23 protein-coding genes are annotated in these 26,292 nt (G+C 62.5%); 11 read left to right on the top strand and 12 right to left on the bottom strand.

Translation table 11 applies throughout. The features are described from left to right. Nucleotides 1-91: 91 nt before the first annotated feature. On the bottom strand, nucleotides 92-316 hold the full coding sequence (locus O4H31_RS09560) for a hypothetical protein (protein WP_269345162.1): 225 nt from the start codon (nucleotides 314-316) through the stop codon (nucleotides 92-94). 103 nt (nucleotides 317-419) lie between these two features. Between O4H31_RS09560 and pepN the strand changes: the two genes are divergently transcribed. Together pepN and O4H31_RS09570 are read left to right on the top strand one after the other, a co-directional pair. After that, a complete protein-coding gene (gene pepN, locus O4H31_RS09565) occupies nucleotides 420-2,978 on the top strand; it encodes an aminopeptidase N (protein ID WP_269345163.1) in 2,559 nt (852 codons plus the stop codon). Between the two features lie 22 nt (nucleotides 2,979-3,000). Beyond that, nucleotides 3,001-3,432, top strand: a complete 432-nt coding sequence (locus O4H31_RS09570) for a hypothetical protein (protein WP_269345165.1) — start codon at nucleotides 3,001-3,003, stop codon at nucleotides 3,430-3,432. Nucleotide 3,433: 1 nt separating this feature from the next. Here O4H31_RS09570 and O4H31_RS09575 read toward each other — a convergent pair whose 3' ends face one another. Beyond that, nucleotides 3,434-4,174, bottom strand: a complete 741-nt coding sequence (locus tag O4H31_RS09575; protein ID WP_269345167.1) for a lytic transglycosylase — start codon at nucleotides 4,172-4,174, stop codon at nucleotides 3,434-3,436. A gap of 253 nt (nucleotides 4,175-4,427) precedes the next feature. Here O4H31_RS09575 and O4H31_RS09580 point away from each other — a divergent pair, with 253 nt between their 5' ends. The 4 genes from O4H31_RS09580 (at nucleotide 4,428) to O4H31_RS09595 (ending at nucleotide 8,339) form a co-directional block, all read left to right on the top strand. Next, nucleotides 4,428-5,702, top strand: coding sequence for a hypothetical protein (locus O4H31_RS09580; RefSeq protein ID WP_269345169.1), 1,275 nt, complete (start codon nucleotides 4,428-4,430; stop codon nucleotides 5,700-5,702). A 70-nt stretch (nucleotides 5,703-5,772) separates the two neighbouring features. Continuing rightward, nucleotides 5,773-7,287 carry an Asp-tRNA(Asn)/Glu-tRNA(Gln) amidotransferase subunit GatB gene (gatB, locus tag O4H31_RS09585; RefSeq protein ID WP_269345170.1) on the top strand — a complete coding sequence of 505 codons (1,515 nt, stop codon included), beginning with the start codon at nucleotides 5,773-5,775 and terminating at the stop codon, nucleotides 7,285-7,287. Further along, the gene (locus O4H31_RS09590; protein WP_269345172.1) at nucleotides 7,284-7,769 is read left to right on the top strand and encodes a thioesterase family protein; all 486 of its coding nucleotides are present in this window, start codon (nucleotides 7,284-7,286) and stop codon (nucleotides 7,767-7,769) included. Before gatB ends, O4H31_RS09590 begins: the two co-directional genes overlap by 4 nt. A 45-nt stretch (nucleotides 7,770-7,814) precedes the next feature. Continuing rightward, nucleotides 7,815-8,339: a DUF4177 domain-containing protein gene (locus O4H31_RS09595; RefSeq protein WP_269345174.1), complete on the top strand. Its 525-nt coding sequence runs from the start codon at nucleotides 7,815-7,817 to the stop codon at nucleotides 8,337-8,339. A gap of 9 nt (nucleotides 8,340-8,348) precedes the next feature. Here the strand turns inward: O4H31_RS09595 and O4H31_RS09600 are convergent, their stop codons facing one another. Next, entirely contained in the window at nucleotides 8,349-8,606 is a 258-nt protein-coding gene (locus O4H31_RS09600) for a BolA family protein (RefSeq protein WP_067625489.1), read from the bottom strand. Nucleotides 8,607-8,683: 77 nt separating this feature from the next. On the opposite strand from O4H31_RS09600, the gene O4H31_RS09605 reads away from it, so the two are divergent. Beyond that, nucleotides 8,684-9,310: a J domain-containing protein gene (locus tag O4H31_RS09605; protein ID WP_067625492.1), complete on the top strand. Its 627-nt coding sequence runs from the start codon at nucleotides 8,684-8,686 to the stop codon at nucleotides 9,308-9,310. A gap of 130 nt (nucleotides 9,311-9,440) precedes the next feature. Next, nucleotides 9,441-10,427 (top strand): cobaltochelatase subunit CobS, encoded by a 987-nt coding sequence (cobS, locus tag O4H31_RS09610; RefSeq protein ID WP_067625494.1) that lies wholly within the window; start codon nucleotides 9,441-9,443, stop codon nucleotides 10,425-10,427. Nucleotides 10,428-10,503: 76 nt separating this feature from the next. Here the strand turns inward: cobS and O4H31_RS09615 are convergent, their stop codons facing one another. Continuing rightward, a complete protein-coding gene (locus O4H31_RS09615; protein WP_269345181.1) occupies nucleotides 10,504-11,349 on the bottom strand; it encodes a PRC-barrel domain-containing protein in 846 nt (281 codons plus the stop codon). Between the two features lie 214 nt (nucleotides 11,350-11,563). Between O4H31_RS09615 and cobT the strand changes: the two genes are divergently transcribed. Genes cobT through O4H31_RS09630 form a run of 3 tightly spaced genes read left to right on the top strand, consistent with a single transcriptional unit; the run spans nucleotide 11,564 to nucleotide 15,647 of the window. Beyond that, complete coding sequence (cobT, locus tag O4H31_RS09620) at nucleotides 11,564-13,438, top strand: cobaltochelatase subunit CobT (RefSeq protein ID WP_269345183.1); 1,875 nt, start codon at nucleotides 11,564-11,566, stop codon at nucleotides 13,436-13,438. A gap of 40 nt (nucleotides 13,439-13,478) precedes the next feature. Then, nucleotides 13,479-15,269, top strand: coding sequence for an aminopeptidase P family protein (locus tag O4H31_RS09625; protein WP_269345185.1), 1,791 nt, complete (start codon nucleotides 13,479-13,481; stop codon nucleotides 15,267-15,269). Between the two features lie 33 nt (nucleotides 15,270-15,302). Then, a complete protein-coding gene (locus O4H31_RS09630) occupies nucleotides 15,303-15,647 on the top strand; it encodes a DUF427 domain-containing protein (protein WP_269345187.1) in 345 nt (114 codons plus the stop codon). Here O4H31_RS09630 and O4H31_RS09635 read toward each other — a convergent pair whose 3' ends face one another. The 8 genes from O4H31_RS09635 to O4H31_RS09670 form a co-directional block, all read right to left on the bottom strand. Continuing rightward, complete coding sequence (locus O4H31_RS09635) at nucleotides 15,648-17,333, bottom strand: chloride channel protein (RefSeq protein ID WP_269345189.1); 1,686 nt, start codon at nucleotides 17,331-17,333, stop codon at nucleotides 15,648-15,650. Nucleotides 17,334-17,395: 62 nt separating this feature from the next. Continuing rightward, the gene (gene recN, locus O4H31_RS09640) at nucleotides 17,396-19,066 is read right to left on the bottom strand and encodes a DNA repair protein RecN (protein ID WP_269345191.1); all 1,671 of its coding nucleotides are present in this window, start codon (nucleotides 19,064-19,066) and stop codon (nucleotides 17,396-17,398) included. 32 nt (nucleotides 19,067-19,098) lie between these two features. After that, on the bottom strand, nucleotides 19,099-19,965 hold the full coding sequence (locus O4H31_RS09645; RefSeq protein ID WP_269345193.1) for an outer membrane protein assembly factor BamD: 867 nt from the start codon (nucleotides 19,963-19,965) through the stop codon (nucleotides 19,099-19,101). A gap of 241 nt (nucleotides 19,966-20,206) precedes the next feature. Beyond that, on the bottom strand, nucleotides 20,207-21,130 hold the full coding sequence (gene lpxC / locus O4H31_RS09650) for a UDP-3-O-acyl-N-acetylglucosamine deacetylase (protein ID WP_067626763.1): 924 nt from the start codon (nucleotides 21,128-21,130) through the stop codon (nucleotides 20,207-20,209). A 207-nt stretch (nucleotides 21,131-21,337) separates the two neighbouring features. Further along, nucleotides 21,338-22,936 (bottom strand): cell division protein FtsZ, encoded by a 1,599-nt coding sequence (gene ftsZ, locus O4H31_RS09655; RefSeq protein WP_269345200.1) that lies wholly within the window; start codon nucleotides 22,934-22,936, stop codon nucleotides 21,338-21,340. A 174-nt stretch (nucleotides 22,937-23,110) separates the two neighbouring features. Next, nucleotides 23,111-24,445 carry a cell division protein FtsA gene (ftsA, locus tag O4H31_RS09660; protein WP_067626767.1) on the bottom strand — a complete coding sequence of 445 codons (1,335 nt, stop codon included), beginning with the start codon at nucleotides 24,443-24,445 and terminating at the stop codon, nucleotides 23,111-23,113. A 30-nt stretch (nucleotides 24,446-24,475) separates the two neighbouring features. After that, nucleotides 24,476-25,357, bottom strand: coding sequence for a cell division protein FtsQ/DivIB (locus tag O4H31_RS09665; protein WP_269345204.1), 882 nt, complete (start codon nucleotides 25,355-25,357; stop codon nucleotides 24,476-24,478). Further along, the gene (locus tag O4H31_RS09670) at nucleotides 25,345-26,268 is read right to left on the bottom strand and encodes a D-alanine--D-alanine ligase (protein ID WP_269345206.1); all 924 of its coding nucleotides are present in this window, start codon (nucleotides 26,266-26,268) and stop codon (nucleotides 25,345-25,347) included. The genes O4H31_RS09665 and O4H31_RS09670 overlap by 13 nt, the downstream gene beginning before the upstream one ends. Nucleotides 26,269-26,292: the final 24 nt, after the last annotated feature.

The raw sequence follows: 26,292 nt of genomic DNA on the forward strand, positions 1-26,292 counted from the left end.
TCTCTGCCCTCTCCCGCGCTAAATACCCTAACGAAATGTCTAGCAGAAAGGCAAAGCGGCGCAAGCGCGTGAAGGACGGCGACGCACGGCGCTATTTACCCGTCGGTTCTGGGGTGGCGATCACAGGCTCGGCGTCCGCCGGGCCGTCCACGGGCTGCACTTCCCCTTCCGGCGAGGGGTCGGTGGCCTGCAACACCGCGTAAACGATGCCAGCAATCATCAATAGCGCGCCCACGATGATAGCGGTTTTGATACCGATCAAAGCGGGGCGATGACGTTTCTTCTGCGTTTCGGTATCGTTGTCGGGGGCGGACATGGATACACCTCATTGCTCGAAGTTGGGGCGGCTCGGCTTGCAGGCCGCCTTCTAGAGACATAACCTTTCCCAGACCAATTACGTTCCCCCGACTGGAGGCCCAATGCGCGACGCCACCCCCCAAACGATCTATCTCAGCGACTATCAGCCGTTCGGCTTCCTTGTGGATGAGGTGGCACTGACCTTTGAGCTTGATCCCCACAAGACGCGGGTCAAAAGCCGCATCGCTTTTCGCCCAAATCCTGCGGCGCAGACGGCGGAATTCTTCCTTCATGGAGAAGAACTCTCGCTGATTTCCGCGCAGATTGATGGCAAGCCCGTCTTCCCGAAGATGACGGAGCGGGGTTTGACCTGCGATGTGCCAGACGGCCCCTTTATCTGGGAAGCCGAGGTTGAGATTGATCCCAAGGGCAACACCGCCCTGGAAGGGCTTTATATGTCGGGCGGCATGTATTGCACCCAATGCGAGGCCGAAGGCTTTCGCAAGATCACCTATTATCCCGACCGCCCCGATGTGATGAGTGTCTTTACCGTCACCATCAACGGGCCGCATCCTGTCTTGCTGTCCAACGGCAACCCGGTGGCGCAGGGGCAGAACCACGCCGAATGGCACGACCCATGGCCCAAACCTGCCTATCTTTTCGCGCTGGTGGCGGGCGATTTGGTCGCCCATTCCGATCGTTTCACCACCATGTCGGGCCGCGAAGTCGATCTGAATCTTTATGTGCGCCCCGGTGATGAGGGCAAATGCGCCTTTGGGATGGAGGCGCTGAAGGCGTCGATGAAATGGGACGAGGAAGTCTATGGCCGCGAATATGACCTCGATATCTTCAACATCGTCGCGGTGGATGATTTCAACATGGGCGCGATGGAGAACAAGGGGCTGAACATTTTCAACTCCGCCGCCGTGCTTGCCTCGCCCGAGACCTCTACGGATGACAATTTCGAGCGGATCGAAGCGATCATCGCCCATGAGTATTTCCACAATTGGACCGGCAACCGCATCACCTGCCGCGATTGGTTCCAGCTTTGTCTGAAGGAGGGGCTAACCGTCTACCGCGACAGCCAGTTCACCTCTGACATGCGCTCTCCGGCGGTAAAACGTATTGGCGATGTCATCGACCTGCGGGGCCGTCAATTCGCCGAAGATCAAGGCCCGTTGGCGCATCCGGTGCGGCCCGAAAGCTTTCAAGAGATCAACAACTTCTACACCGCCACCGTCTATGAGAAGGGCGCCGAGGTGATCGGTATGCTCAAGACCTTGGTGGGCGATGATGCCTATGCCAAGGCGCTGGATCTCTATTTCGAGCGTCACGACGGCGACGCGGCAACGATCGAAGATTGGCTGAAGGTGTTCGAAGACACCACAGGCCGCGATCTGACCCAGTTCAAACGCTGGTATTCGCAAGCGGGCACGCCGCGCCTTGCGGTGACGGAGGCATGGGACGCAGGCAAGGGCATCTTTACCCTCACCCTCACCCAGCACACGCCCCCCAGCGCGGCCACGCCAAACCCTGAGCCACAGGTCTTGCCCATCACAGTAGGTCTGATTGGCGCGGATGGTGCCGAGGTGGCCCCCTCCCGCGTGTTGGAGATGACCGAAGCGGAGCAAAGCTTTACCTTCGATGGGTTGGATGCGCGCCCGGTGGCCTCGGTGCTGCGGGGCTTCTCCGCTCCGGTGGTGCTGGATCAAGACCTCTCAAAAGAAGAGCGCCTGCTGCTGCTTGCCCATGACAGCGATCCGTTCAACCGGTGGGAAGCCGGGCGCACCTTGGCGCGGCAATCCTTGCTGGCCACGATCACCGAAGACAGCGCGCCGGATGACGACTGGCTCGCAGCATTGCGGGCGGTGCTGGAGGATGAGGCGCTGGAGCCCGCCTACCGCGCGCTGATGTTGGGGCTGCCCAGCCATGGCGATCTGGCAAGCGCCCTTCATGACGCGGGCAAGACCCCGGATCCGGCGGCGATCCATCAGGCGGTGGAAGCCACGCGCGATGCGATGGCCGAGCGGTTCGCCCCGCTGTTGAGCGCGCTTTACGATCGGCATAAGGTCGACGCCCCCTACCAACCCAATGCCGCGCAATCGGGCAAACGCGCATTGACCAATGCCGCCCTTGCCCTGTTAACCCGCGTGCAGGGGCCAGAGCGCGCGCAGGCGCAGTACGAACAGGCCGACAACATGACCCAGCAACTCAGCGCGCTGGCGGCCCTGCTGCGCGCGGGCCAAGGCGACAAGGCGCTGGCTGAGTTTGAAGAGCAGTGGCGCGATGACCGTTTGGTGATGGACAAATGGTTCGGGTTGCAAGTCAGCCAAGCCGCTCCGGAAGAGGCCGCCGAGGTGGCGCGCAAACTCACCCAGCACGCGGATTTCAACTGGAAGAACCCCAACCGCTTCCGCGCGGTCTTTGGCAGCCTGGCGATGCATCATGCGGGCTTCCACCATGAAAGCGGCAAGGGCTACGCGCAGCTGGCCGATTGGCTGATCAAGCTCGACCCGGTGAACCCGCAAACCACGGCGCGGATGTGTTCGGCCTTCCAAACATGGCGGCGCTATGACGCGGCACGGCAAGAGATAATCAAAACGCAATTGGACCGCCTCCTCGCCAGCCCCGACCTCAGCCGGGACACGTCAGAGATGCTCAGCCGCATTCGCGGTGCCTGACGCGGCACCCCAGACAGAAAGCATGGCGGCCTATACCTACCGCCGCCCTGCCCGCAGCCGGACGGCGCTGCTGGTGTTGCCCGCGATCTGGGCGACCCTCGGCGCGGGGTGGCTCTGGCTTGATGCTTCGGGCTGGCTTGTGGGTCTGCTGGGGCTCTTCACCATGCCTGCGCTTTGGGAGCTTTTCACCAATCCGATCAGCGGCTTGACGCTCGACCACGACAATCTGTCATGGGCCACCGGCAAGCGCGACGCGAAAATTGCGCTGGTGCAGATCGACCACGTTCGGCTCGATACGCGGCTTGATATGTCGGTCCGCGCCACAGTCATTCTAAAGACGGGCCGCAAGATCAAACTGCCCTTCGAGGCCACCCCACCGCACCGCGCATTGGAAACCGCGCTACAGACACGCGGCATCACCACAGAGCGGCATCACTTCACGCTGATCCAATGATTTACGGACGGCTGCGGGGCCGTGTCGCGTTCAACGGTTTGCAATAGGACTGCTGCCGCAGCCAGCGGGCCATATCCTCGCGTTTGGAGGCGCTGCGCATTGGCCCCCAATCCGCCCCAACACCGCGTCTGCCGTTTCCGGCAATCACCCCATCGCGCGGTACGGTCGTCGCCATGATCCGCACAGCACAGCTGAGGTTCGCGGCCCCATTCTTGAGCGCGTCGCCGCTGCCAACGTTACACCTATACCCCCGCGCCGTGCCCGGCAGGATTTGCAACAGCCCATACCAGCGCCCACCCCCACCCACGGCCCAAGACCGATAGGTGCTTTCATGTTTCGCCAACGTCGACATAAAGCCGACCCAAAAGGCGCGCCGCTGGCTCTCGGATGCGTTCGGATAGGCCGGGCACCAGCTTTCGATATCGGCAGGCACCATATCGACCAAAGGCTTGCCATGCGACTTGAGCGCCGAAATAGCGGCCCGCGTCCAAAGCGAATGCCCCCGCATATGTTGCCAGCGCGTGCGCGGCAGATTGCCCGGGCGCGCAGGCGGGCGCAGCGTCGTGGTGAACGGCGCAGTTTCAAGCGCGGGCGGTTCCTCGTCAGCCTCCACCGCATCGGGGAAAGACAATGAGGTCGCGGCGGTCTGCACCACGTTATCCACCTCCACCACCGGGGCGGGCTGTTTGGGAAGCTCGGCCCAAAGCAATGTGGGGCTCGTGCAGAGCAGCAGGGCAATCATGGCAGGTCTCATGGCGCGCATAAGACCGCCCCAAAGCGCAGTTGGCAAGCATGACGGCCTCGCAAGATCGGCAGATTTCCTCTGATCGGGAAACAGCGCGCCGCCCAGATGCCAGATTGTGGCCTGTGGTTACGCTTTCATGCCCGCCCCCGCTGCAGAATTTTCCCGAAAGCTCCGCACCCCGGACACGGTTCCGCCCCATTGCCCGGTCAAACCTGAATCATCGGCAAATAGCAGGCAGGACCGGCCCCAGATGAAGATACTTTCGCATATGATCCCGTCCGCCTTGCAGGGATTTTTTGGCAAACCTGCGCCCCAAGCGCCTGAGCTTGAACCGCTGGAAATGCCTCTGCTGCGCCGCCGTGCGCCGCGCGATGCCCTGCTGCGTATTTCCTGCCCCGATCCCACCGCCGAAGAGATGCAGCGCGACCGCCACCAATACCGCGCGCAATGGCTGGTGCGCCAAGAACGCTGGGATGAGATGGCAACCCTGCTGCATGACGCCGATATGCGCCGCGAAATGACACCGGGCGCCATGCCGGTGGCCGAACTGATGGCCTTTGGCGCAAGGGCGGATGTGATTCTTGCTGCCGAACATGCGCTTTACGACGGCAAACCGGCCAGTGACGCACCCCTGATGGCCGGGATCGAAGCCTTGGAACATGTGCTGGCCGATCACGCCGGGAACGCCATGATCGCCGCCATCGTGGCGCAGGCGCATATGGACATCGGCTGGGCGTGGCGCGGCACGGGTTGGGACAGCGACGTGCCCGCCCGCAACCATGCGGCCTTCGCCGCGCATTTTGAACGCGCGGAGCAAATCCTCGCGCCATTCGACAAGGACACAGCCGCCTCGCCCCTGCTCGCGGCGACGCACTGTGCCCTTTTGGGGGGAACCGGCGGTGACGCCCGCGCCGTGGCCGACCGCTACGCGCGGCTCATCGACCTGAACCCCGAAAACCCGCGCCCCATGCGGGCCATGGGCAACCACCTTCTGCCGCGGTGGCATGGCTCCTATGACCAATTGGAACTCGAGGCCCGCCGCACTGCCGCGCGGACCGAAGAGACATGGGGCGCGGGCGGCTATACTTGGGTGCAATTCGACGCGATCAGCTGCGATGCGCGGGCCTGTGCCAATCTTGATGTGCCGTTTTTCATCGAAGGGCTGCGCGATATCCTCGCGCGACGCCCCGATCCGCATACCGCCAACCTGCTGGCCGCCTATTGTGCCAGCGCCATCGGTCAGGCCACCCCGTCTGAGGATGCCGCAGGGGCCGTGCGCGCCGAGATCGCCGATTGCGCCCGCTGGATCGTGCGTGATCATATGACGGAACTGCACCCGATGCTCTGGGCCCATGCCGCGCGCGGCTTCGACAACAACTTGCGCGTCCGCTCCGCCCGGCGCTTTGCCGCCTCGGGCCGGGATGAGGCGATGCGCATCATCACCGGCCTGTTCCAACGCGAGATCGATGCCGGCAAAAGGGTCATTTTCACCGAAGGCCGCCGCCAGATTGCCCTACCGGGCTAGCCTTCCTCTTGAAGCGCGTGGTGCGCTCCAGTATGACCGGCCAAGTTCCAATTGACCGAAGGCGGCCGCGATGCTTGATCTGAGTTACGACACCCCGAAACCGCGCGTGATTGCCGGTGCCAAACATGACTGGGAACTGGTCATCGGGATGGAGGTGCACGCGCAGGTCGCGTCGAACGCCAAGCTGTTCTCTGGCGCGTCGACCCAATTCGGCGCCGAGCCGAACAGCAACGTGGCCTTCGTCGATGCCGCGATGCCGGGGATGCTGCCGGTGATCAATGAATATTGCGTCGAACAGGCCGTGCGCACCGGGCTGGGCCTTAAGGCCGAGATCAACCTGAAGTCCGCTTTCGACCGCAAGAACTACTTCTACCCCGATCTGCCGCAGGGCTATCAGATCAGCCAGCTCTACGAGCCCATCGTAGGCGAAGGCGAAGTGCTGGTGGAGCTTGGCGACGGCACCGCCCGTCTGGTGCGGATCGAGCGCATCCACATGGAGCAGGACGCGGGTAAGTCGATCCACGACATGGACCCGAACATGTCCTTCGTGGACCTCAACCGTACCGGCGTCTGCCTGATGGAAATCGTCTCGCGCCCCGACATCCGTGGACCGGAAGAGGCTGCCGCCTACCTTGGCAAACTGCGCCAGATCCTGCGCTATCTGGGCACCTGCAACGGCGACATGCAGTCGGGCGCGATGCGTGCAGATGTGAACGTGTCGATCTGCCGCGTGGGCCAGTACGAGAAGTATCAGGAAACGCAGGATTTCAGCCATCTGGGCACCCGCTGCGAGATCAAGAACATGAACTCCATGCGCTTTATCCAGCAAGCCATCGAAGTCGAAGCCAAACGCCAGATCGCGATTGTCGAAGCCGGTGGCGAAGTGGTGCAGGAAACGCGTCTGTTCGACCCAGACAAGCAAGAAACCCGCTCCATGCGTTCCAAAGAAGAAGCGCATGACTACCGCTACTTCCCCGACCCCGATCTGCTGCCTTTGGAGATTGAGCAGGCTTGGGTTGATGAGATCGCCGCCAACCTGCCGGAACTGCCGGACCAGAAGAAAGCGCGCTTTATCGGTGACTTTGGCCTGTCGGACTACGACGCCTCCGTGCTGACGGCTGACCTCGACAGCGCGGGCTACTTTGAGGCCGTGGCGCAGGGCCGTGACGGCAAGATGGCGGCGAACTGGGTGATCAACGAACTTTTCGGGCGTCTCAAGAAAGACGACAAGAGCATCACCGACAGCCCGGTCACCCCCGCGCAACTTGGGGCAATCGTCGATCTCATCGCCTCTGATGCCATTTCCGGCAAGATCGCCAAAGAAGTCTTTGAAATCACCTATACAACTGGCCGCGACCCGGCTGAAATTGTCGAGACCGAAGGCCTTAAGCAGGTAACCGACACGGGCGCGATCGAGACCGCAGTGGATGAAATCATCGCCGCCAATCCCGATCAGGTTGCCAAGGCGCAGCAGAACCCGAAGCTCGCGGGCTGGTTCGTCGGTCAGGTGATGAAAGCCACGGGCGGCAAGGCCAACCCCAAGGCGGTCAATGAAATCGTGTCGCGCAAGCTCGCCCAGCAATGAGCGAGACCCCGGCCCCCTTCCGTTCGAGCGAGATGAAAGTTCTCCCCGAATGGATTGATTTCAATGGTCATTTGAACATGGCCTATTACAACGTCCTGTTCGATCAGGGCGTTGACCAAGCCTATGGGGAAATCGGTCTGGGGCCAGAATACCAGCGCACGGGCTGCACCACCTATGTGGCCGAATTCCACGTATGTTACTTGCGCGAGCTGCATGAGGGTGACCGCGTCTACACCACCTTCCAATTGCTCGACCATGACGAGAAACGGTTTCACAGCTTTCAAGAGCTGTGGCACGTCGACGGCTGGCTCGCCGCCACCGCCGAAGGGTTAACGCTGCATGTGGACCAATCCGGCCCGCGTGTCGCCCCGATGCCGCAGCATATCCTGACACGTCTTGACGCGATGCGCCGCAGCCATGCCAAATTGCCCACACCGGCGCAGGCCGGTCGCAGCATCGGCATCCGCCGCAAATCCGCCTGAAACTCACCTGACGCGGCTCATGTCGCCAACCCAGCCGAGGCCCCTATGCGCTACGAATACAAGATCCTTCCCGCCCCCACCAAAGGGCAGAAAGCCAAAGGTCTGAAAGCCCCCGAAGCGCGCTTTGCCAATACGTTGGAAGAGTGCCTGAACGAACAGGCCGCCGAGGGCTGGGAGTACCAGCGGGCCGAGACATTGCCCTCGCAAGAACGCTCTGGCCTGACCTCGACCACCACCGAGTGGCGCAATGTGCTGGTGTTCCGCCGCCTGGCCAGCGCGAGCAGCAAGCCAGAGGACGGCGATCTGCTGCCCCCCGCCGCTGCAACGCCTGCATTGTCCGCCACGATTGAGGGCGACGAGACGGCGCTTCAGGCCGATGCGCCCGCCTCTATCACGCCCGACGATGACGCGCCCGCGAAAGTGGAACCCGGGAAAGTGGAGCCAGCCAAAGAGGAACCTGCCAAGCTGGCAACGCCACCTGCGTTCCTCTCCGGTACCGCGACAGAGCAAACGCCGGACGTTTCTTCGCTGGATAAATCCGACGAAGACGACGATAAAACAAAGCCCTAAATGCGGGCCTTATTCGTCCAGATCAAGCGCCAGCGCATGAATGCGCCCCATCAGATCCGGCCCCAAGGCACTGTGCACCGCCCGGTGCCGCGCCAGCCGGTTCTGACCCTTGAAACGCTCTGAGCGGATGCGCACGTTAAAGTGGCTTTCGCCCCCCTCTTGAAACCCGGCGTGACCGCGATGGCTTTCGCTGTCATCCACCACATCCAATTCTCGCGGCGCAAAAGCGGCTTCCAGCCGGTCTGAAATCTCTTGTGTTGTCGACATGTTTTTTACCTCGGCCCCCTTCAATCCTGCGACGCAGGGTATATGGTGACCGGCCTGAGTCGGAAAGGTCTATCCACATGCCAAAAGCTGATCCCTTCGGATTCGACATGTCCGTGTCGTCCTCCAAAAAGAAAAACCCCCGCGGCCGCCGCGGCATGTCCGGTGCGTCGGAAACCTCGACCCGGATTTGCGACCATGAGGGCTGCGACGAGCCGGGCAAGTTCCGCGCGCCCAAGGCCCCCGATGTGCTGGATGATTACTTCTGGTTCTGCCAGCAACACGTCCGCGAATACAACGCGAAGTGGAGCTTCTTTGACGGCACCACCGAGGCCGAGTTGAACGCGCAAATGTCCAAGGACAAGGTCTGGGAACGCGCCACCAAGCCGCTCGGCGACCCCGAGCAGCGTGCATGGGCACGCCTTGGCATCGAAGATCCGCATCAGGTTTTGGGCAAGAACGCGACCCAGAACCCCGGCAAGGGCCAGCAAGCGGGCCGCCGCCTGCCCCCGACCGAGCGCCGTGCGATCGAGATTCTCGAAGCCAAGGACACATGGACCAAACCCGAGGTGCGCAAAGCCTACAAGGCGCTGATCAAAGTGCTGCACCCCGACATGAACGGCGGCGACCGCAGTCAGGAAGAGCAGTTGCAGCTTGTCGTCTGGGCATGGGACCAGATCAAGGGCAGCCGCAACTTCAAGGACTGATCCCACAACCGGACCAGCGGCCGGGTGCGGATAATGCCAGTTGCCCCTTCCCCTTGCGGATATGCACGATATGTTGCACCAGATACGCGCGCGGCCCCGACCGCGCGCTTAACGAAAAGGATGACGAGCGATGGCCGACGGTGCACTGGAACATGACATGAAACCCACCGAAGAACTCTCGGTGCGCGATGTCTTTGGCATCGACACCGATATGGTCGTCAAAGGTTTCCCGCAGCGCACCAGCCGCGTGCCGGACATCGACAGCACCTATAAGTTTGATCCTGACACCACGCTGGCGATCCTCGCAGGGTTCACCCACAACCGCCGCGTCATGATCCAAGGCTACCACGGCACCGGCAAATCGACCCATATCGAACAGGTCGCCGCCCTGCTGAACTGGCCCACCGTGCGCGTCAACCTCGACAGCCACATCAGCCGGATCGACCTGATCGGCAAAGACGCGATCAAACTGCGCGACGGCAAACAGGTCACCGAATTCCACGAAGGCATCCTGCCGTGGGCGCTGCGCAACCCAACCGCGATTGTCTTTGACGAATATGACGCGGGCCGCGCCGATGTGATGTTCGTGATCCAGCGCGTGCTGGAGCATGACGGCAAGCTCACGCTGATGGATCAGAACGAGATTATCACCCCGCACCCCTATTTCCGCCTCTTTGCCACGGCCAACACTGTGGGCTTGGGCGATACCACCGGACTTTACCACGGCACCCAGCAGATCAACCAAGCGCAGATGGACCGTTGGTCGCTCGTCGCTACGCTGAACTACCTCAGCATCGACGCTGAAACTGCGATCGTGCTGGCCAAGAACCCGCATTACAATACCGAGAAGGGCCGCAAGACCCTAAAACAGATGGTCACCGTGGCCGATCTAACCCGGACCGCCTTTATGAATGGTGAACTGTCGACGGTAATGAGCCCGCGTACTGTCATCGCATGGGCGCAGAACGCGGAAATCTTCCGCAACGTCGGCTATGCCTTCCGCCTGTCCTTCCTCAACAAATGTGACGAGTTGGAGCGCCAGACCGTGGCGGAGTTCTACCAGCGCCTGTTTGACGAGGAACTGCCCGAGAGCGCGGCGAGCCTAAGTCTAGGCTGATCCGCATAGACCGTCGGACAAAAATAAAGGAGCGCTGATATCAGCGCTCCTTTTTCGTTCCGCCTCAGGCCATTGTTTAGTTGGCAGGCGCAGTCGCAGTACCGACCGCATTGGGGTCTTGCGGGGCAGCATTTTCAAGCGCTTGCTGCTCGGCTTCCATATCCTGCGCGGTCTTAAAGGCCTCTGCGGCTTCAAGGTCGGTCTTGGTGGCCGAGGATACCAGACGCAGCGTGCCGCTTTCGTCAGTCATGGTCGACAGGCTGTCCATTTTCACGGCAACCCATTTTTCACCCATGCCGAGGAAACCACCGACACCGATCACGACACCTTCGACGGTGCCATCGAGATTGACGATCAGGTCATCTACATCGCCGATCTTTTCACCTGCGTCGGAATAGACGTTGCTGCCAATCAGATCGTCGGCGAGGATCGTGTTCTCGCTTTGCATGGTGATCTGACCTTCAACCGGCTTGGCAGGCTCTTCTGCCGGCGCCTCGGCGGTTGTGTCAGCGGGAGCGACGGTATCGCCCAAGGGCTCCGTTGCCGGGGCCTCTGCCGTGTCTTCGGTCATCGGTTCGGTCGTGGCCGGTACTTCGGCACTGTCGGTGGCGGCATCCGTGTCGGCTGCCCCGGCAGTGTCGGCCTCCATCTCGGCGTCAGCTTCAGGCGCTTCAGCCGTGTCGGCTTCCATCTCCGCTTCGCCTTCGGGCGCTTCAGCGGTGCCGGTCTCTGTCTCGGCCTCTACCGCATCACCGCTCGCTGTGGCTTCGCTGCTCTGTGTCGCCTCATCGGTCTGAGGCGCTTCGGCAGTGGCCTCGTCTGAGGCGGGTTTTGTCGCGTCCTGTGCGGTGGCGGCCAAAGGCGCGGCCCCCAAGACAGCGATCATGGCCAGACGGCTCGCATGTTGCATGAAATTGGTCATTTCCTTACTCCTACTTGCTGAGACGCATTGCTGCCAGGGTTCAGAGAGGCACCGGTGCGTCGACTGCTGGGGAAATGCCGATCTGCGGGTGGGGGTTCCCGCTCAGCGGGTGCTATGGGCGGAAACTGGCGTATTGATTGCACGCGCCTGCCCCTTTGACCCTTCCGTGAAAACCTGCCAAACCTCATGTCGAAGCTGACAGAGGCATGGGCTCATGAAGAAATCCGACAACCCCGCTGACGCATTCAAAAAGGCCCTCGCAGAGGCCACCAAAGTGATGGCCGATGACGCCGAGCTGAACGTCAGCTACTCCGTTGATCCGTCAGGGCTTTCTGGTGACGCGATGCGCCTGCCACAGGTCAGCCGCCGGATGACCCGAGACGAGGTTCTGCTGGCCCGTGGGACCGCCGACGCCCTGGCGTTGAACCGCCGCTACCATGATGCCGCCACCCACGCCCGCTATGCCCCGCAGGGCGACATGGCGCGCGAACTCTATGAGGCGATGGAGACCGCCCGTTGCGAGGCCATGGGCGCGCGCGACATGCCCGGCACCGCGGGCAATATCGACGTCAAGATCAAGCACGAGGCCCTGCGCCGCGGCTACGATCAGGCGAAACAGGCCAGCGACGTGCCGCTTTCGGTCGCGGCGGGCTATATGGTGCGTCATATGGCGACGGGGCGCCCCCTGCCCGTAGGGGCCGAGAACGCCATGGAACTTTGGCGCGGCTTTATCGAAGATCAGGCGGGCGGCACCCTAGAGGGGATCGACGGCAGCCTTGCCGATCAGGCCGATTTCGCGCGGCTGGCGCGCAAGATGATCTCGGATCTTGGCTATGGCGATCAATTGGGTGACGACCCCGATAGCCAAGACGACGAGCAAGAGGATCAGGCCGAAGAGGGCTCCGAAGAGGAACAAGACCCCGACAGCACTGGCCAAGACGATCAGGACGAGGAAGAGGCCGAAGGCACACCTGAGAACTCCCAAGAGCAGCAGCAGGACGAAAGTCAGGCGCAGGTCTCGATGGATGACGAGGCGGATCAAGAATTGGGCGATGAGGCGGATATGCCCGAGGGCGACGCGCCCATGGACCCGCCGCCACCGCCGCCTGTCTCTGATGCCGATCCTGAATACCGCGTCTATCTCGGCGAACATGACGAGGTGATCGGGGCCGAGGAATTGGCCGAACCGATCGAATTGGAACGTCTGCGCGCCTATCTGGATCAGCAACTTGAGCCGCTGAAAGGCGCTGTGGGCCGTTTGGCCAACAAATTACAACGCCGTCTGCAAGCGCAGCAGAACCGTTCGTGGGAGTTCGACCTAGAAGAAGGCACGCTGGACGCGGGCCGTCTGGCGCGGGTCGTGGCCAACCCCACCACGCCGCTCAGCTTCAAAGTAGAGAAGGACACCGAGTTCCGCGACACCGTGGTGACGCTGCTGCTGGACAACTCCGGCTCTATGCGCGGGCGGCCCATCTCCATCGCCGCGATCTGTGCGGATGTGTTGGCGCGGACCTTGGAGCGGTGCAACGTCAAGGTCGAGATCCTCGGCTTTACCACCCGCGCCTGGAAAGGCGGTCAGGCGCGCGAGGCGTGGCTGAATGACGGGCGCCCCGCCCAGCCGGGGCGGCTGAATGACCTGCGCCACATCATCTATAAGTCCGCTGACGCCCCTTGGCGGCGGACCCGCGACCACTTGGGTTTGATGATGAAAGAGGGTCTGCTGAAAGAGAACATCGACGGGGAAGCGCTGGAATGGGCGCACCGTCGCATGTTGGCACGGCATGAGGCGCGTAAGATCCTCATGGTGATTTCCGATGGGGCACCGGTGGATGACAGCACGCTTTCGGTGAACCCGGCCAATTATCTGGAAAAGCACCTGCGCGATGTGATCGCGATGGTCGAAAAACGCCGCGCGGTGGAGCTTTTGGCGATTGGCATCGGCCATGATGTGACGCGCTATTACGACCGCGCCGTGACGATTACGGATGTGGATCAGTTGGCCGGGGCGATGACCGAGCAGCTTGCCGCGCTTTTTGACAGTGATCCGCGCAAACGGGCGCGTGTCATGGGCATGCGTCGCGTCAGTTGAGCCGTCGGACGGTATTTGAAAAAGGATGAAGGAGGGGCGTGTGTTCCAAAGTTTCGAGGTCACCGCGCGTCCGGAACAGGGGCCGCCGCGGCTGGCGGCGCTGCGTGCAGAATTGCTGCGCGCGGGATTGGACGGGTTTCTTGTGCCGCGCGCCGATGCGCATCAAGGGGAATATGTCGCCCCGCGCGATGATCGGTTGGCGTGGCTCACAGGATTTACGGGCTCTGCCGGGTTTTGCGCAGCACTGCAGGGTGTTGCGGGGGTCTTTATCGACGGGCGCTATCGCACGCAGGTCAAGGCGCAGGTGGCGGATGTCTTTACGCCCGTGGCATGGCCCGAGGTGTCTTTGGCCGATTGGTTGAAGGACCAACTGCCTGAAGGCGGCGAGGTTGGTTTTGATCCAATGTTGCATACGCCGGGGCAGATGGACCTTTTGGTGGAAGCATTGGCGGGCTCTGGCATTGAGCTGCGACGCAGCGAGAATATGGTGGACCGGGTTTGGGAGAACCAGCCTGCGGCACCGATGGGCAAAGTGGCGGCCCACCCTGAGCGCTTTGCCGGGGAAAGCCATGCCGCCAAACGGCAGCGTGTGGCGGCGGACCTGCGGGCGGCGGGGCAGAAGGCGGCGGTGATCACCCTTCCCGATAGCCACAACTGGTTGTTGAACATTCGCGGGCAGGACATTCCGCGCAATCCCGTGGCCCATGGCTTTGCCGTGCTGCATGACGACGCGCGGGTTGATTTGTTTATAGCGGCTGAGAAACTGGCGGATGTGGCGGGTCATTTTGGGCCGGAGGTGGTGCAGCATGACCCCGCGGGCCTGCCTGATTACCTGCGCGCGTTGGAAGGGCCGGTGCGGCTTGATCGGCAGTCGGCGCCGGTGTTGTTCGCGGACCTGCTGGGGGACCGCGCGCAGGCGGGGGATGACCCCTGTGCCCTGCCCAAAGCCTGCAAGAATGACGCCGAGATTGCCGGCGCGGCGGAGGCGCACCTACGCGATGGCGCGGCAATGGCGGAGCTGCTCGCTTGGCTGGATGCGCAGCCTCCCGGCACGATCACAGAGATACAGGTGGTGCGGCGGTTGGAAGATCTGCGGCGCCGGGATCCGTCCTTGCGCGACATCAGCTTTGAGACGATCTCGGGCAGCGGGCCGCATGGGGCGATCATCCATTACCGGGTGAATGAGGAAACCGACAGCCTGCTGCAGGACGGACATCTTTTGGTGCTCGACAGTGGGGGTCAGTACCTTGACGGGACCACGGATATCACCCGCACCGTTGCCATCGGCAGCCCCGATCAGGATGCGCGCAGCGCCTTTACGCGGGTGTTGTCGGGCATGATCGCCATGAGCCGTCTGCGGTGGCCGCGCGGGCTGGCCGGGCGGGATATCGAGATGCTCGGGCGTCTGCCGCTTTGGATGGCGGGGCAGGATTTTGATCATGGTCTGGGGCATGGCGTTGGCGCTTACCTGTCGGTGCATGAGGGGCCGCAGCGGCTGAGCCGGATGAGCCATGTGCCGTTGCAACCGGGTATGATCCTGAGCAACGAGCCGGGCTATTACCGCGAAGGGGCGTTTGGCATTCGGATTGAGAACCTTTTGGTGGTGCAGGAGGCCCCCGCCCTGCCCGGCGGTGACGCGCATCGCAAGATGCTCGATTGGCGCACCCTGACGCGCGTGCCGATTGACCGGCGATTGATTGATGTGGAGGCGCTTAGCCCCGAGGCGCGCGATTGGCTCAACGTTTATCACCGCGACGTTGCGGAAAAGATCGGGCCGCGGGTATCACCTGTTACAAAACTGTGGTTGGATGCGGCAACGGCGCCCCTATGAGCGTCCGATTTCAGTAAGCTAGGGGGGTACGGCATGTCCGACCATATTACGATTACTCCGGCCCAAGGCACATGGGTTGTTCGCGCTGGCGGGGCCGTGCTGGGCGAGACCACAGGCGCGCTGGAGCTGCGCGAAGGGGACCACGCGCCGGTCATCTATTTCCCGCGCGGCGACATCGCGATGGCCTTCCTTGATGGCTCAGACAAGACCAGCCAGTGCCCCTACAAGGGCGACGCCAGCTATTTCTCGGTCGTGACCAAGAGCCGTACCTTGCAAGATGCCGTCTGGTCTTATGAAGACCCGAAAGCGGATGTGGCCGAGATCAAAGGGTATCTGGCCTTCACGCCGATGGATGAAATCGCCATTGAGCGTATCTGATCAGGAATGCTCCTCTGCCGCGGTGGCGGCGAGGGCGCGATTATAGGCCTTCAGCGCATCGACGTGGAACAGTGCGCCCAGCAGTTCGGGCGGCGCATCAGCGCTGAGGGTGACCACCGGGATGAAGTTGGAATGGGTCTGGTCGAACAACGGCAAGGCGGCCTCTAGCGTGGCGCTGCCGTCGATATAGGTGCCCTTGTCGATCAAATCCCAACAGGCCTCTTCCGAGGCCGCGTCTTCATCATCAGGGCGGCGCATGATCCGGCCCACCATGAACATGGATAGCAGATAGGCCTGCGGGCCTGCGGCCAGATGAATGCCGCGCCGCTCCATCTGGGTAAGGAAGAACGACCGGTCGACCAAACGGGAGGCCAGCGCGGTCGACATGCTGACGGCAACCATCACCGCCAGACCGGTTTGCCAGTCGCCCGTCATCTCGAAAACGATCAGCGTGGTGGAGATCGGCGCGCCCAGCACGGCGGCGGCCACCGCGCCCATCCCCGCCAGCGCATAGAGCGAGGAAGAGCCGGAGATCTCTGGGAAAACGCCCGTGGCGATCAAGCCAAAGGCCAGCCCTGTGAGCGCACCCACCATCAACGAGGGCGAGAAGACACCGCCGCCCATTCGCCCCCCCAGTGTAATCGCCACGGCGGCAACTTTGAGAACCGCGAAGATGATCACCTCATGCAGCACCAGCTCGCCCACCAGCGCGCGGGAGGTCGTCTCATAGCCGACACCGATGATATGCGGAAACCAGAGCGCGATGATGCCAAGGATCGCCCCCGCCACCGCCGGGCGCAGCCAACGCGCCAGGCCAGTCCGTGCTTGCAGATAGTTGCCGAAATCCTCGGCCCAAAAGATTGACCGCATCAGCACGACGGAGACCAGACCGCAGGTCAGCCCCAGCAGCAGGAAGGCGGGCAGTTCGACGTAGAATTGCACATCTCCAAGGCTAGGCAAGACGAACTCGGTCAAGCCGCCGAACTCCAGCCGGTTGATCACCGTGCCCGCAGCCGAAGCGATGACGATGGGGGCGAAAGCATGGACCGCGAAATGCCGCAGCACGACCTCAAGTGCGAAAAGCGCGCCGGCGATGGGGGCGTTAAAGCTCGCGGAAACCGCCGCCGCCACCGCGCAGCCCAGAAGGTCACGCCCGGTGATCCCATCGGCCTTGATAAAGCGGCTGACCTTGGTCGAGATCACAGCGGCCAGATGCACCACCGGCCCTTCGCGGCCTGATGAGCCGCCCGTCGAGAGGGTGATGAGCGAGGCCAGTGCCGAGGCCACCCCGGCGCGCGTTTCGACCCGACCGTCGTGCAAGGCAGCGCCGAGGATCACATCGCCTACGCTGCGGGCACGCCCGTCGCGGGTAAAGCGGTGCAGGATCAACCCAACAAGCAGCCCGCCCAACGTCGGGATCAGCACCACCCAATACCACGGCAACCCAGCGAGAAAGCTGTGCAAGAATTGCACGTCGTCCGTACCGTAAAGCGTGGCTTGTAACCAGTTGATCCCTTTGCGGAAAAACAAGGCCGCGAAGCCCGCTGCAATGCCCACCAACAACGCGATGAACCAAAAGGTGATCTTGCCCGGCCCCCGGGTGCGCAGCACCGTCCAGCCCTGTTTGCAGCCGCCGAGCGCCTGATGCAGTTGTTGGGAAAAGAATGCGTTATCTTGCGGAGGCATGGGACTTGGACCAGTTGGACCCTTTCTGTCTAGGGCAAGCTGACCTTGGGTAAAACCGCCATTTAAGAAGTCGTCGCGCCCTGTTGCCCGTTAAGCAATGCCTCGGCTGCCGCGCGGGCGGCATCGGTGATGGTATCGCCAGCGAGCATCCGCGCGACTTCGTCCACCCGTTCTTCGGGGGCGAGTGCCGTGACCGTTGAGGTGGTCATGCCCTTGGCAACCGATTTGGCCACGCGCCAGTGATGCGCGCCCAATGCCGCGACCTGCGGCGAGTGGGTGACGACCAGCACCTGCCCCTCAGCCGCCAACGCCTTCAGACGGCGGCCTACGGCGTCTGCGGTGGCGCCCCCTACCCCGCGATCGATCTCATCAAAGATCAGGGTCAGGCCCGATTGGCTTTGTGTCAGGCAGACTTTCAGCGCCAAGAGGAACCGGCTAAGTTCCCCGCCCGAGGCGATCTTGCCCAAAGGCCCGGCAGGCGCCCCGGGGTTGGTCGCCACGGTGAAGGACACTGCATCGCGCCCCTCGGGGCCTGCGGCTTCGTCGGTCAATTGGGTCTGGAACACCGCGCGCTCCATCTTGAGCGGGGTAAGCTCCGCCGCCACTGCCTTGTCGAGTTTAACTGCGGCCTTGCGGCGTTTCATCGTCAGTGCTTCGGCGCGCTCATCGTAAAGCGCCTGTGCGTCGCGCACGGCTTTCTCCAACCCCACCTGTGCGGCCTCACCCGCATCAAGCGCATCCAGTTTGGCGCGCAGCGTGTCGGCGAAACCAGCCAATTCATCGGGCTGCACGTCATGTTTGCGCGCCAAGCCGCGGATCGCAAAAAGCCGCTCTTCGCAGGCTTCCAACTCATAGGGGTCGAACGACATGCCGTCGATTGCATCGGCCACGCCGGACATTGCTTCGTCCAGTTCCACCATGGCGCGGTTCAGCGCGGCGAGTGGCCCCTCTAGCGCGCCTTCAGCTTTGTCGGCGACGCCATCAAGCCAGCGCAGCGCGTCGCCCATGGCCGTCTCTGCCCCGCCTTGACCCAACAACTCATAGGCGTTGACCACATCGCGGCGGATTTTTTCGGCGCCCTGCATCTGGCGGCGGCGGGTGTCGAGGGTGGCTTCCTCGCCCGCTTCGGGGGCGAGCTTGTCCAGTTCCGCCACCGCATGGCGCAGGAACTCTTCTTCGGCGGCGATGGCCTCGCGCTCGGCGGCAGCAGCGGCGGCTGCCTTGCGCGCCGCACCGAGGGCCGTCCAAGCCTCCCGCACCGCTGCAATCGCGCGGTCATTCCCGGCGTAATCGTCAAGGATGGCGCGGTGGCCGCGCGGGTTCAGCAAGCCGCGATCGTCGTGCTGGCCGTGCAGTTCCACCAATGTTTCAGACAGGCGCCGCAGCACCTCGCCCGAGCAGCGGCGGTCATTGACCCAAGCGGTCTTGCGCCCTTCGGATGTGTTTATGCGGCGCAGGATCAACTCATCCCCGGCAGGCAGACCTGCGTCTTCGAGCACCGCATGGGCCGGGTGGCCGGGCGGCAGGTCGAACCAAGCGGTCACTTCCCCCTGTGCTGCCCCCTGGCGTACCAGATCGGCGCGACCGCGCCAGCCCAGAACAAACCCAAGTGAATCCAACAAGATAGACTTGCCCGCGCCGGTCTCACCGGTGAGCACGTTCAGACCCGGCTGGAATCCAAGCTCCAGCCGGTCGATGATCAGCATGTCCGAAATATCAAGTCCGCGCAGCATCTAGAACCGTCGGATGGGCAACCCCACCCCCCTTAAAGCCACTCGCCCTTGATGGTCTGGCGATAGGCTGCACCCAGCCAGTTGTCCTTGTAGAAGGCCGGCGCAAGGCCGCGCCCAGTCAGCAGTTTGTAGCTGTCCTCATACCACGCAGAGCCACGGTAGTTGTGGCCAAGGATGGCCCCCGCCGTCTGCGCCTCGTGGTTCAAGCCCAGCGACAGGTAGGCTTCGACCAGACGGTGAAGGGCTTCGGCGGTATGGGTCGTGGTCTGGAAATCCTCGACCACCACGCGGAAGCGATTGATCGCGGCAGTATGGTGATCGCGGCGCAGATAGTAGCGGCCAATCTCCATTTCCTTGCCCGCCAGATGGTCAAAGGCGAGGTCGAATTTCAGGATCGCAGAGCGGGCATATTCGCTGTCGGGGTAGCCTTCGATCACGGCGCGCAGGGATTGCAGTGCTTGGAAGGTCAGCCCCTGATCGCGGCCCACTTCGTCGATCTGGTCATAATAGCTCAGCGCCAAGAGATACTGCGCATAGGCGGCATCATCTTCTGCGGGATAGAAATCAATGAATCGCTGCGCGGCGGACCGGCTGTTGGGGTAGTCCTGATCCTTGTGATAGGCAAAAGCCTGCATGATCAGCGCGCGTTTGGCCCATTCGGAATAGGGATAGAGGCGCTCAATCTCAGCGAAATAGAAGGCGGCCTCTCCGGGGTTGTTGTTGGTCAGCTCATATTCGCCGCGCTCAAAGATCTGCTCGGCTGAATAGGTCTCAAGCGGGATTTCCTGCGGGTTGAAAAAGCTGCCGTCCGATCGTCCGTCACCACCGCCGCAGGCCGCCAGTGTTGCGACCAGAAGCACCGCACTGATCGTCCGCTTGCGCGATCCTGCTACCGTCATGCCCGCACCCCTTGCATCGTCCAACCCATGGTCTTTGACCCTCTTGCGCATGTGACTAGCACAATAATCTGCGTTGCAAAACGCCCATTCCACCCCCGCCCGCAGCCGGGTACGCGGTGGCGCATCGCTGGGTCAGACTTGTCACTTCGGCTTAGTGAATACAAGGCATTGGCAGGGCGTTCAATGGCACTTCGCCGCCTAAGCGCCCAGCGGTTTGCGGTGTTGTCAACCTGCTGCCAGATCAAGCAACCTGCGGGATTTCGCCCCAGATCAGCCCGGAGCCCGGCAACCGTGCCGTTTGCGCCGCGTCACAGGCCACCAGACGCACGGCGTCCGGTGTGGCAAAGAGCGCGCGCAGCAGCGTGTTGGTCAGCGAATGGCCCGCACGTTTGCCTTCGTAATGGCCCAAAAGCGGCGCGCCTGCCAGCGCCAGATCGCCAAGCGCGTCGAGCATTTTGTGACGCACAGGTTCATCCGCATGGCGCAGACCACCGGGGCTGACGACCGCATCGCCATCGAAAACCACCGCATTCTCGCCTGCTTCACCGCCGAGCGCCAGACCATTGGCCTGCATCGCCTCGACATCGGCCTGACGGCAGAAGGTGCGGCTGTCGCAAAGTTCGCGTGCAAAAGAGCCGTTGTTCATGATCAGCGACTTGTGCTGTTGACCGATGGCCGCATCGGCGAAATCAATCTCAAAGTCGATCTGCAGCGTGTCCGCCGGAGAGATCGTGGCCGTTGCATCACCGTCTTGCACGCTCACGGTTTTGAGCACTTCAAACGCCATCACCGGGGCCGCAAGCTGACGCAAGCCGCGCTGCATGATGCCGCGCACGAAAGGCAGGGAGGAGCCATCAAGGATCGGCACTTCGGGGCCGTCGATCTCAATCAAAAGGTTATGTATGCCACAGCCAGCAATGGCCGCCATCAGATGCTCAACGGTAGAGATCGACAGGCCAGTGGGGTTTTCCAGCTTGGTGCAGAGCGGCGAGCGGTTCACCGCGTCCCAGCGGGCGGGTACCAGTCGGTCGCCCACGGCCACATCGCTGCGCGAGAACCAGATGCCATGGTGGGCGGAGGCCGGGCGCAGAGTCACCGTCGCAGGCTGACCGGAGTGCAGGCCTGTGCCAGAAAAACTTACTGCTGATTTGATCGTTGTCTGCACCGGGTCATCCTCAAGCTTCGAACATCTTCTTGTGTGTTGAACTCTGGATTAAGGCGCTGGTTCGTTTTGCTCAACTCAATCTTTGCAACGGTCTGAAACATGCCCGTAACATTTGGGCGCTAGCGTGCCGACCTTATTGCAAAACCCTGTTATAAAACGAAAAAGGGCCGCCCCATGGCGACCCTTTCGTCATCTATCGTGATCGGATCAGTTGGCCTGACGGCGCAGGAACGCGGGGATTTCAATGCGCTCTTGATCGGGATCGTTGCTTTCTTGCGGCTGCGGAGCGGCTGCAGAAGCGCGAGTCTGAACCGGCGGTTGCTGGCGCGCAGGGCGGGCCTGCGCTTCGCCTTCGGCGTGGCCGGTCATCCGGTTGATCAGAGAGTTGATGCCAAAGCGACCTTTATCGCCCTGCTCACCCTGCTGCTGGGCCTGACGGTGCTGTTCGGGCGCTGCTTTTTGGGCGGCGGCGCGCAGGCGGGCCAGTGCTTCGGGGGACGGCGTGCCGGGTGTCGGGGCGCGCGGTGCAACGAAGGCTTCGGGCTCGGCCTCGATGGCTTCTTCCTGACGCGGCTCGAATGCGGCTACCTCGGGCTGATAGGCCGGAGCGGGCAGACCGTCGTCATCTTCGACAACGTTCTCTTCTTCATACTGGTCTTGGACCGGCTGAAGGTCTTGGAACAGGGCGGCCTGCTCAACTTCCTGCTTCATTTCGGCAGCAACCGGCGCGGCGGCAGGCGCCTGCGCGGCAGAGACCGGCGCGACATCGTCAACCGATACGTTCTGACGCAGCGGCTGGCTCATGGAGCGGCGCGGGACCGGCATTTCGGTGTTCACATCGGTGGCGTCGATACCGGTGGCAACAACGCTGACGCGCATCAGGCCACCAAGGCTCTCGTCCAATGTGGAGCCGACGATGATGTTCGCTTCGGGATCGACTTCTTCGCGAATGCGGTTCGCCGCTTCGTCGAGTTCGAAGAGGGTAAGGTCGTGGCCACCGGTGATGTTGATGAGAACGCCCTTGGCACCGCGCAGGCTGATTTCGTCCAGCAGCGGGTTGGCGATGGCTTTCTCGGCGGCTTGGATGGCGCGATCTTCGCCCTCGGCCTCGCCTGTGCCCATCATCGCTTTGCCCATCTCGTCCATTACGGCGCGCACGTCGGCAAAGTCGAGGTTGATCAGGCCCGGACGAACCATCAGGTCGGTCACGCCCTTCACACCTTGGTACAGCACGTCATCGGCAAGCGAGAAGGCTTCGGTGAAGGTGGTCTTTTCGTTGGCCAGACGGAAGAGGTTCTGGTTGGGAATGATGATCAGCGTGTCGACGACCTTTTGCAGCGTCTCAACGCCGTCTTCGGCCTGACGCATCCGCTTGGCACCCTCAAACTGGAAGGGCTTGGTCACCACGCCAACAGTCAGCACGCCCAGCTCACGCGCGGCCTGCGCGATGATCGGAGCCGCACCTGTACCGGTGCCGCCGCCCATACCTGCGGTGATAAAGCACATATGCGCACCGGCAAGGTGGTCGACGATCTGTTCGATGCTCTCTTCGGCAGCAGCGGCGCCAACGCTGGCACGGGCGCCCGCACCCAAACCTTCGGTAACCTTGATGCCCAGCTGGACGCGGTTTTCGGCCTGCGCCTGCTGCAGCGCCTGAGCGTCGGTGTTCGCCACGACGAAATCAACACCATCAAGCTGCTTCTCGATCATGTTGTTGACCGCGTTGCCGCCTGCCCCACCAACACCAAAGACGGTGATACGGGGTTTCAGATCATCTTGTCCTGGCATTGAAAGGTTGAGTGTCATGTGCTGTCCGCCTGTCCAGTTGCCCGCGTCCCGCGGGGGTTTTTTCGACCAAATTTACCCGACCCTACCGGGCTAGGGCCGGATCGTCACCTAAAAAACATCGTTTTGACGCTAAATATGGGCAGAAACTTGCCAGTTTCCGCCTTATCTCGGGTGTCTCACCCGATATTGCGGTCACCAGTTGTCTCTAAACCATTTGACGGCGCGTTTGAGCGACCGGGACGGATAGCGGTCGGCGGGGATGTCGAAATCCCACCATTCGTCCTGCGGATGCGCCGCAAAGAGCGCAAGGCCCACCGAGCTGGCAAAGCCCGGCCCTGTTGCGGCCTGTGGCAGGCCGTGCACGCGCAGCGGGCGGCCCAGACGGACCTGCTGGCCGAGTATCTTGCTGGCCAGCCCATCAAGCCCCGGTATCTGACTGCCCGCCCCGGTAAGTACAATCTGTTGGCTTGGCAGATGGTCGAAACCGGCAGCATCCAGCCGAACGCGAACCTCTTCGAGGATCTCTTCAACGCGCGGGCGCATGATGCCGATCAATTCGGCCCGGCTGGCGGTGCGGCGGTCGTGTTCATAATCGCCCGTTTCGCCGCCGATCTCGATCATGTCACGGTCGTCCATGCCGGTCGCATGTACCCCGCCGTAGAAGGTCTTGATCCGCTCGGCATTGGCCATGGGCACCTGCAGGCCCATGGAGATGTCAGAGGTGACGTGATCCCCGCCCATACGCACGGTATCGGCATAGATCATGTGTTTCTTGATAAAGATCGACACGCCGGTGGTGCCGCCGCCAAAGTCGATACAGGCCGCGCCGAGTTCCTGCTCATCCTCAACCAGCGCCGAGATGCCCGAGGCATAGGAGGACGACGCGATGCCCGCCAGTTCCAGATCACAGCGTTTGATGCAATGCGCGAGATGCTGAACCGTGTCGGCATCGACTGTCAGCATATGCATATCCACCGACAGGCTATTGCCCAACTGCCCACGCGGATCGGCCAGACCGCTGCGGTGATCCAGCGCAAAGTTCACCGGCTGGGCGTGCAGCACTTCGCGGCCCTCGCCGTATTCCGGCACGTCACAGCCCGCCAGCACGCGCGCCACGTCTTGCTCCGAGACCGACTGCCCCTCCAACTCGACGGAAGCGTCCAAACCATAGCTGCGCGGTTCCCCGCCCGAGAAACAGGCGATAACGTGATCCACCCGAATGCCAGCCATTTTCTGCGCGGCCTGAAGTGCGGTGCGGATCGCGCGCTCGGTCTCGCCCATGGCGCAAATCTCACCAAAGCGCACACCGCGCGAGCGGGTGGTCGCCGCCCCGATGACCCGGAACCCCGACTGCCCGGCCAGCGAGCCGATGTCGCCATTCTCTCCGTCATGGGTAATGCCGTCAAAACGCAGCACCAGACAGGCGATCTTGGAACTGCCCACATCCAAAATGGCCACCACCCCGCGTTGGATCGCCAATTTGCGCATGTGCCGCATCGAACGTTGACTGTCGTATAGGTCCATCATTTCGTTACTGTCCCGATTCCAATGGCCATCTTACTGGCCGGAAAGCTGCCTGATGTGCCACCATTCGCGGGTGGCATCTTCGTTCATTCTTAGGGTTGGTCTTGCCGCCAACCGCATATCCACACGCGCCACATCCCGCGTGAGAACCTCTTGTGCGCCTTCCAGCGCGATCACCCGTTCCAGCGCTTGCAGCGCGTTTTCCTCGGGCAACATGATCGTCTGATCGCGGTCCAGCACCACGTCCCAGCGGCGCCCACCGACGCGGACCAAGCCGCGCAGCCGGTCACCCAAAACATTGGCGGCCCCAATCAGTTTGAGCGCTTCTGGCACCGCCTTGGCGGCCCCTGCCCCGGCGATCAGGGGCAGATCGGCATGGTCGCGCCGCGCCTCGATCCGTGCCACATGCGCGCCGGTATTGTCCACCAGCGCCAGCCCGGTCTCACTGCGCCAGACGGCCACAGGCACGCGCGGGGTCACGTCGATTTGCAGCACGCCACCGGGGCGGATGCGCACATTGGCTTGTTTGACCCCGTCGATATCGGTGATCTTTTCGCGGATCTGCGGCAGGTCGAGGTCGAAAGAGGAAAGCGGGAATTCCAGCGGCAGCGCGGTGCGAATTTCAGACGACAGCAGGTCGCCTGCGCCATCGATGGCCATCAGCTTGACCATGAACTCGGGCCGCTCTTCGATGCTGGCGCGGACATCGGCGATGGCCTGTACCACGGTGCCGCGGCGCTCTTCGTCGGCCATATAGATCGTGCCTGCCAGCAGGCTCAGCGTGAAGGGCAGCCCGACGCGCAGGGCAAAGCGAAAGCCCGGTGTCAGCATCAGCCGCTGCATGCGCCACGACCACCGCGAGGGGGCGGGATCGGCCTTGCCAGCCTCCGGGCGGCGGCGGATCAGCGATCGCATGAGGCGTCCTCCACCAACCAAGCGCAGAGCTCAGGGAATGAAATGCCGCAGGCCGCGGCCTGTTCGGGCGTCAACGAGGTGGCGGTCATCCCGGGCTGAGTGTTCGTCTCAAGCAAGATCAACCCGTCAACTCCGCGTGCCTCGTCCCAGCGGAAATCGGTGCGACTGATGCCCTTGCAGCCAAGCGCCACATGGGCGCGGCGGGCATAGTCGAAACACAGATCGGTAATCTCTTGCGGCAGATCGGCGGGCACCACATGGCGCGAGCCGCCGGGCTTGTATTTCGCGTCGTAATCATACCAGCCGGTGGTGATGATATCCGTCACCGCCAGCGCACGGTCGCCCATCACGGTGGTGGTCAACTCACGCCCCGGGGCAAAGGTCTCAACCATCACTTCGGCGGGCATGTCTTCGGACAGTTGCGGGGGGCCGTTGTTTTCCTCGGCCACGAGGTAGACCCCGACCGAGGAGCCTTCGTTATTGGGTTTGACCACATAGGGCGGCGCCATGACATGAGAGGCCATCACATCGGCCTTGGGGGCGATCACGCTTTCGACGACCGGCAGCCCCGCATGGCGGAACACATCTTTGGAGCGCTGCTTGTCCATCGCCAGCGCCGAGGCGAGCACGCCGGAATGCGTGTAAGGCAGTTTGAGCCACTCAAGCAGACCCTGCACACAGCCATCTTCGCCCCAACGGCCATGCAGGCAATTCAATACGGCATAGGGGCTGAGATCGGCCAGAACGGCTGGAAGATCGCGGTCAGCTTCGACCTCGATCACGTTATATCCGCCATGTTCCCGCAAGGCAGCGGCGCATGCACGCCCACTGGACAGGGACACCTCACGCTCGGCCGAGGGGCCACCCATCAATACCGCCACTGTCGGGGTTTGTCCGCTCGACTTACCCACCAAAGTGCCTCTTCGCCTCGGACC

This window comes from Sulfitobacter dubius (assembly GCF_027214245.1).
Classification (GTDB): domain Bacteria; phylum Pseudomonadota; class Alphaproteobacteria; order Rhodobacterales; family Rhodobacteraceae; genus Sulfitobacter; species Sulfitobacter dubius_A.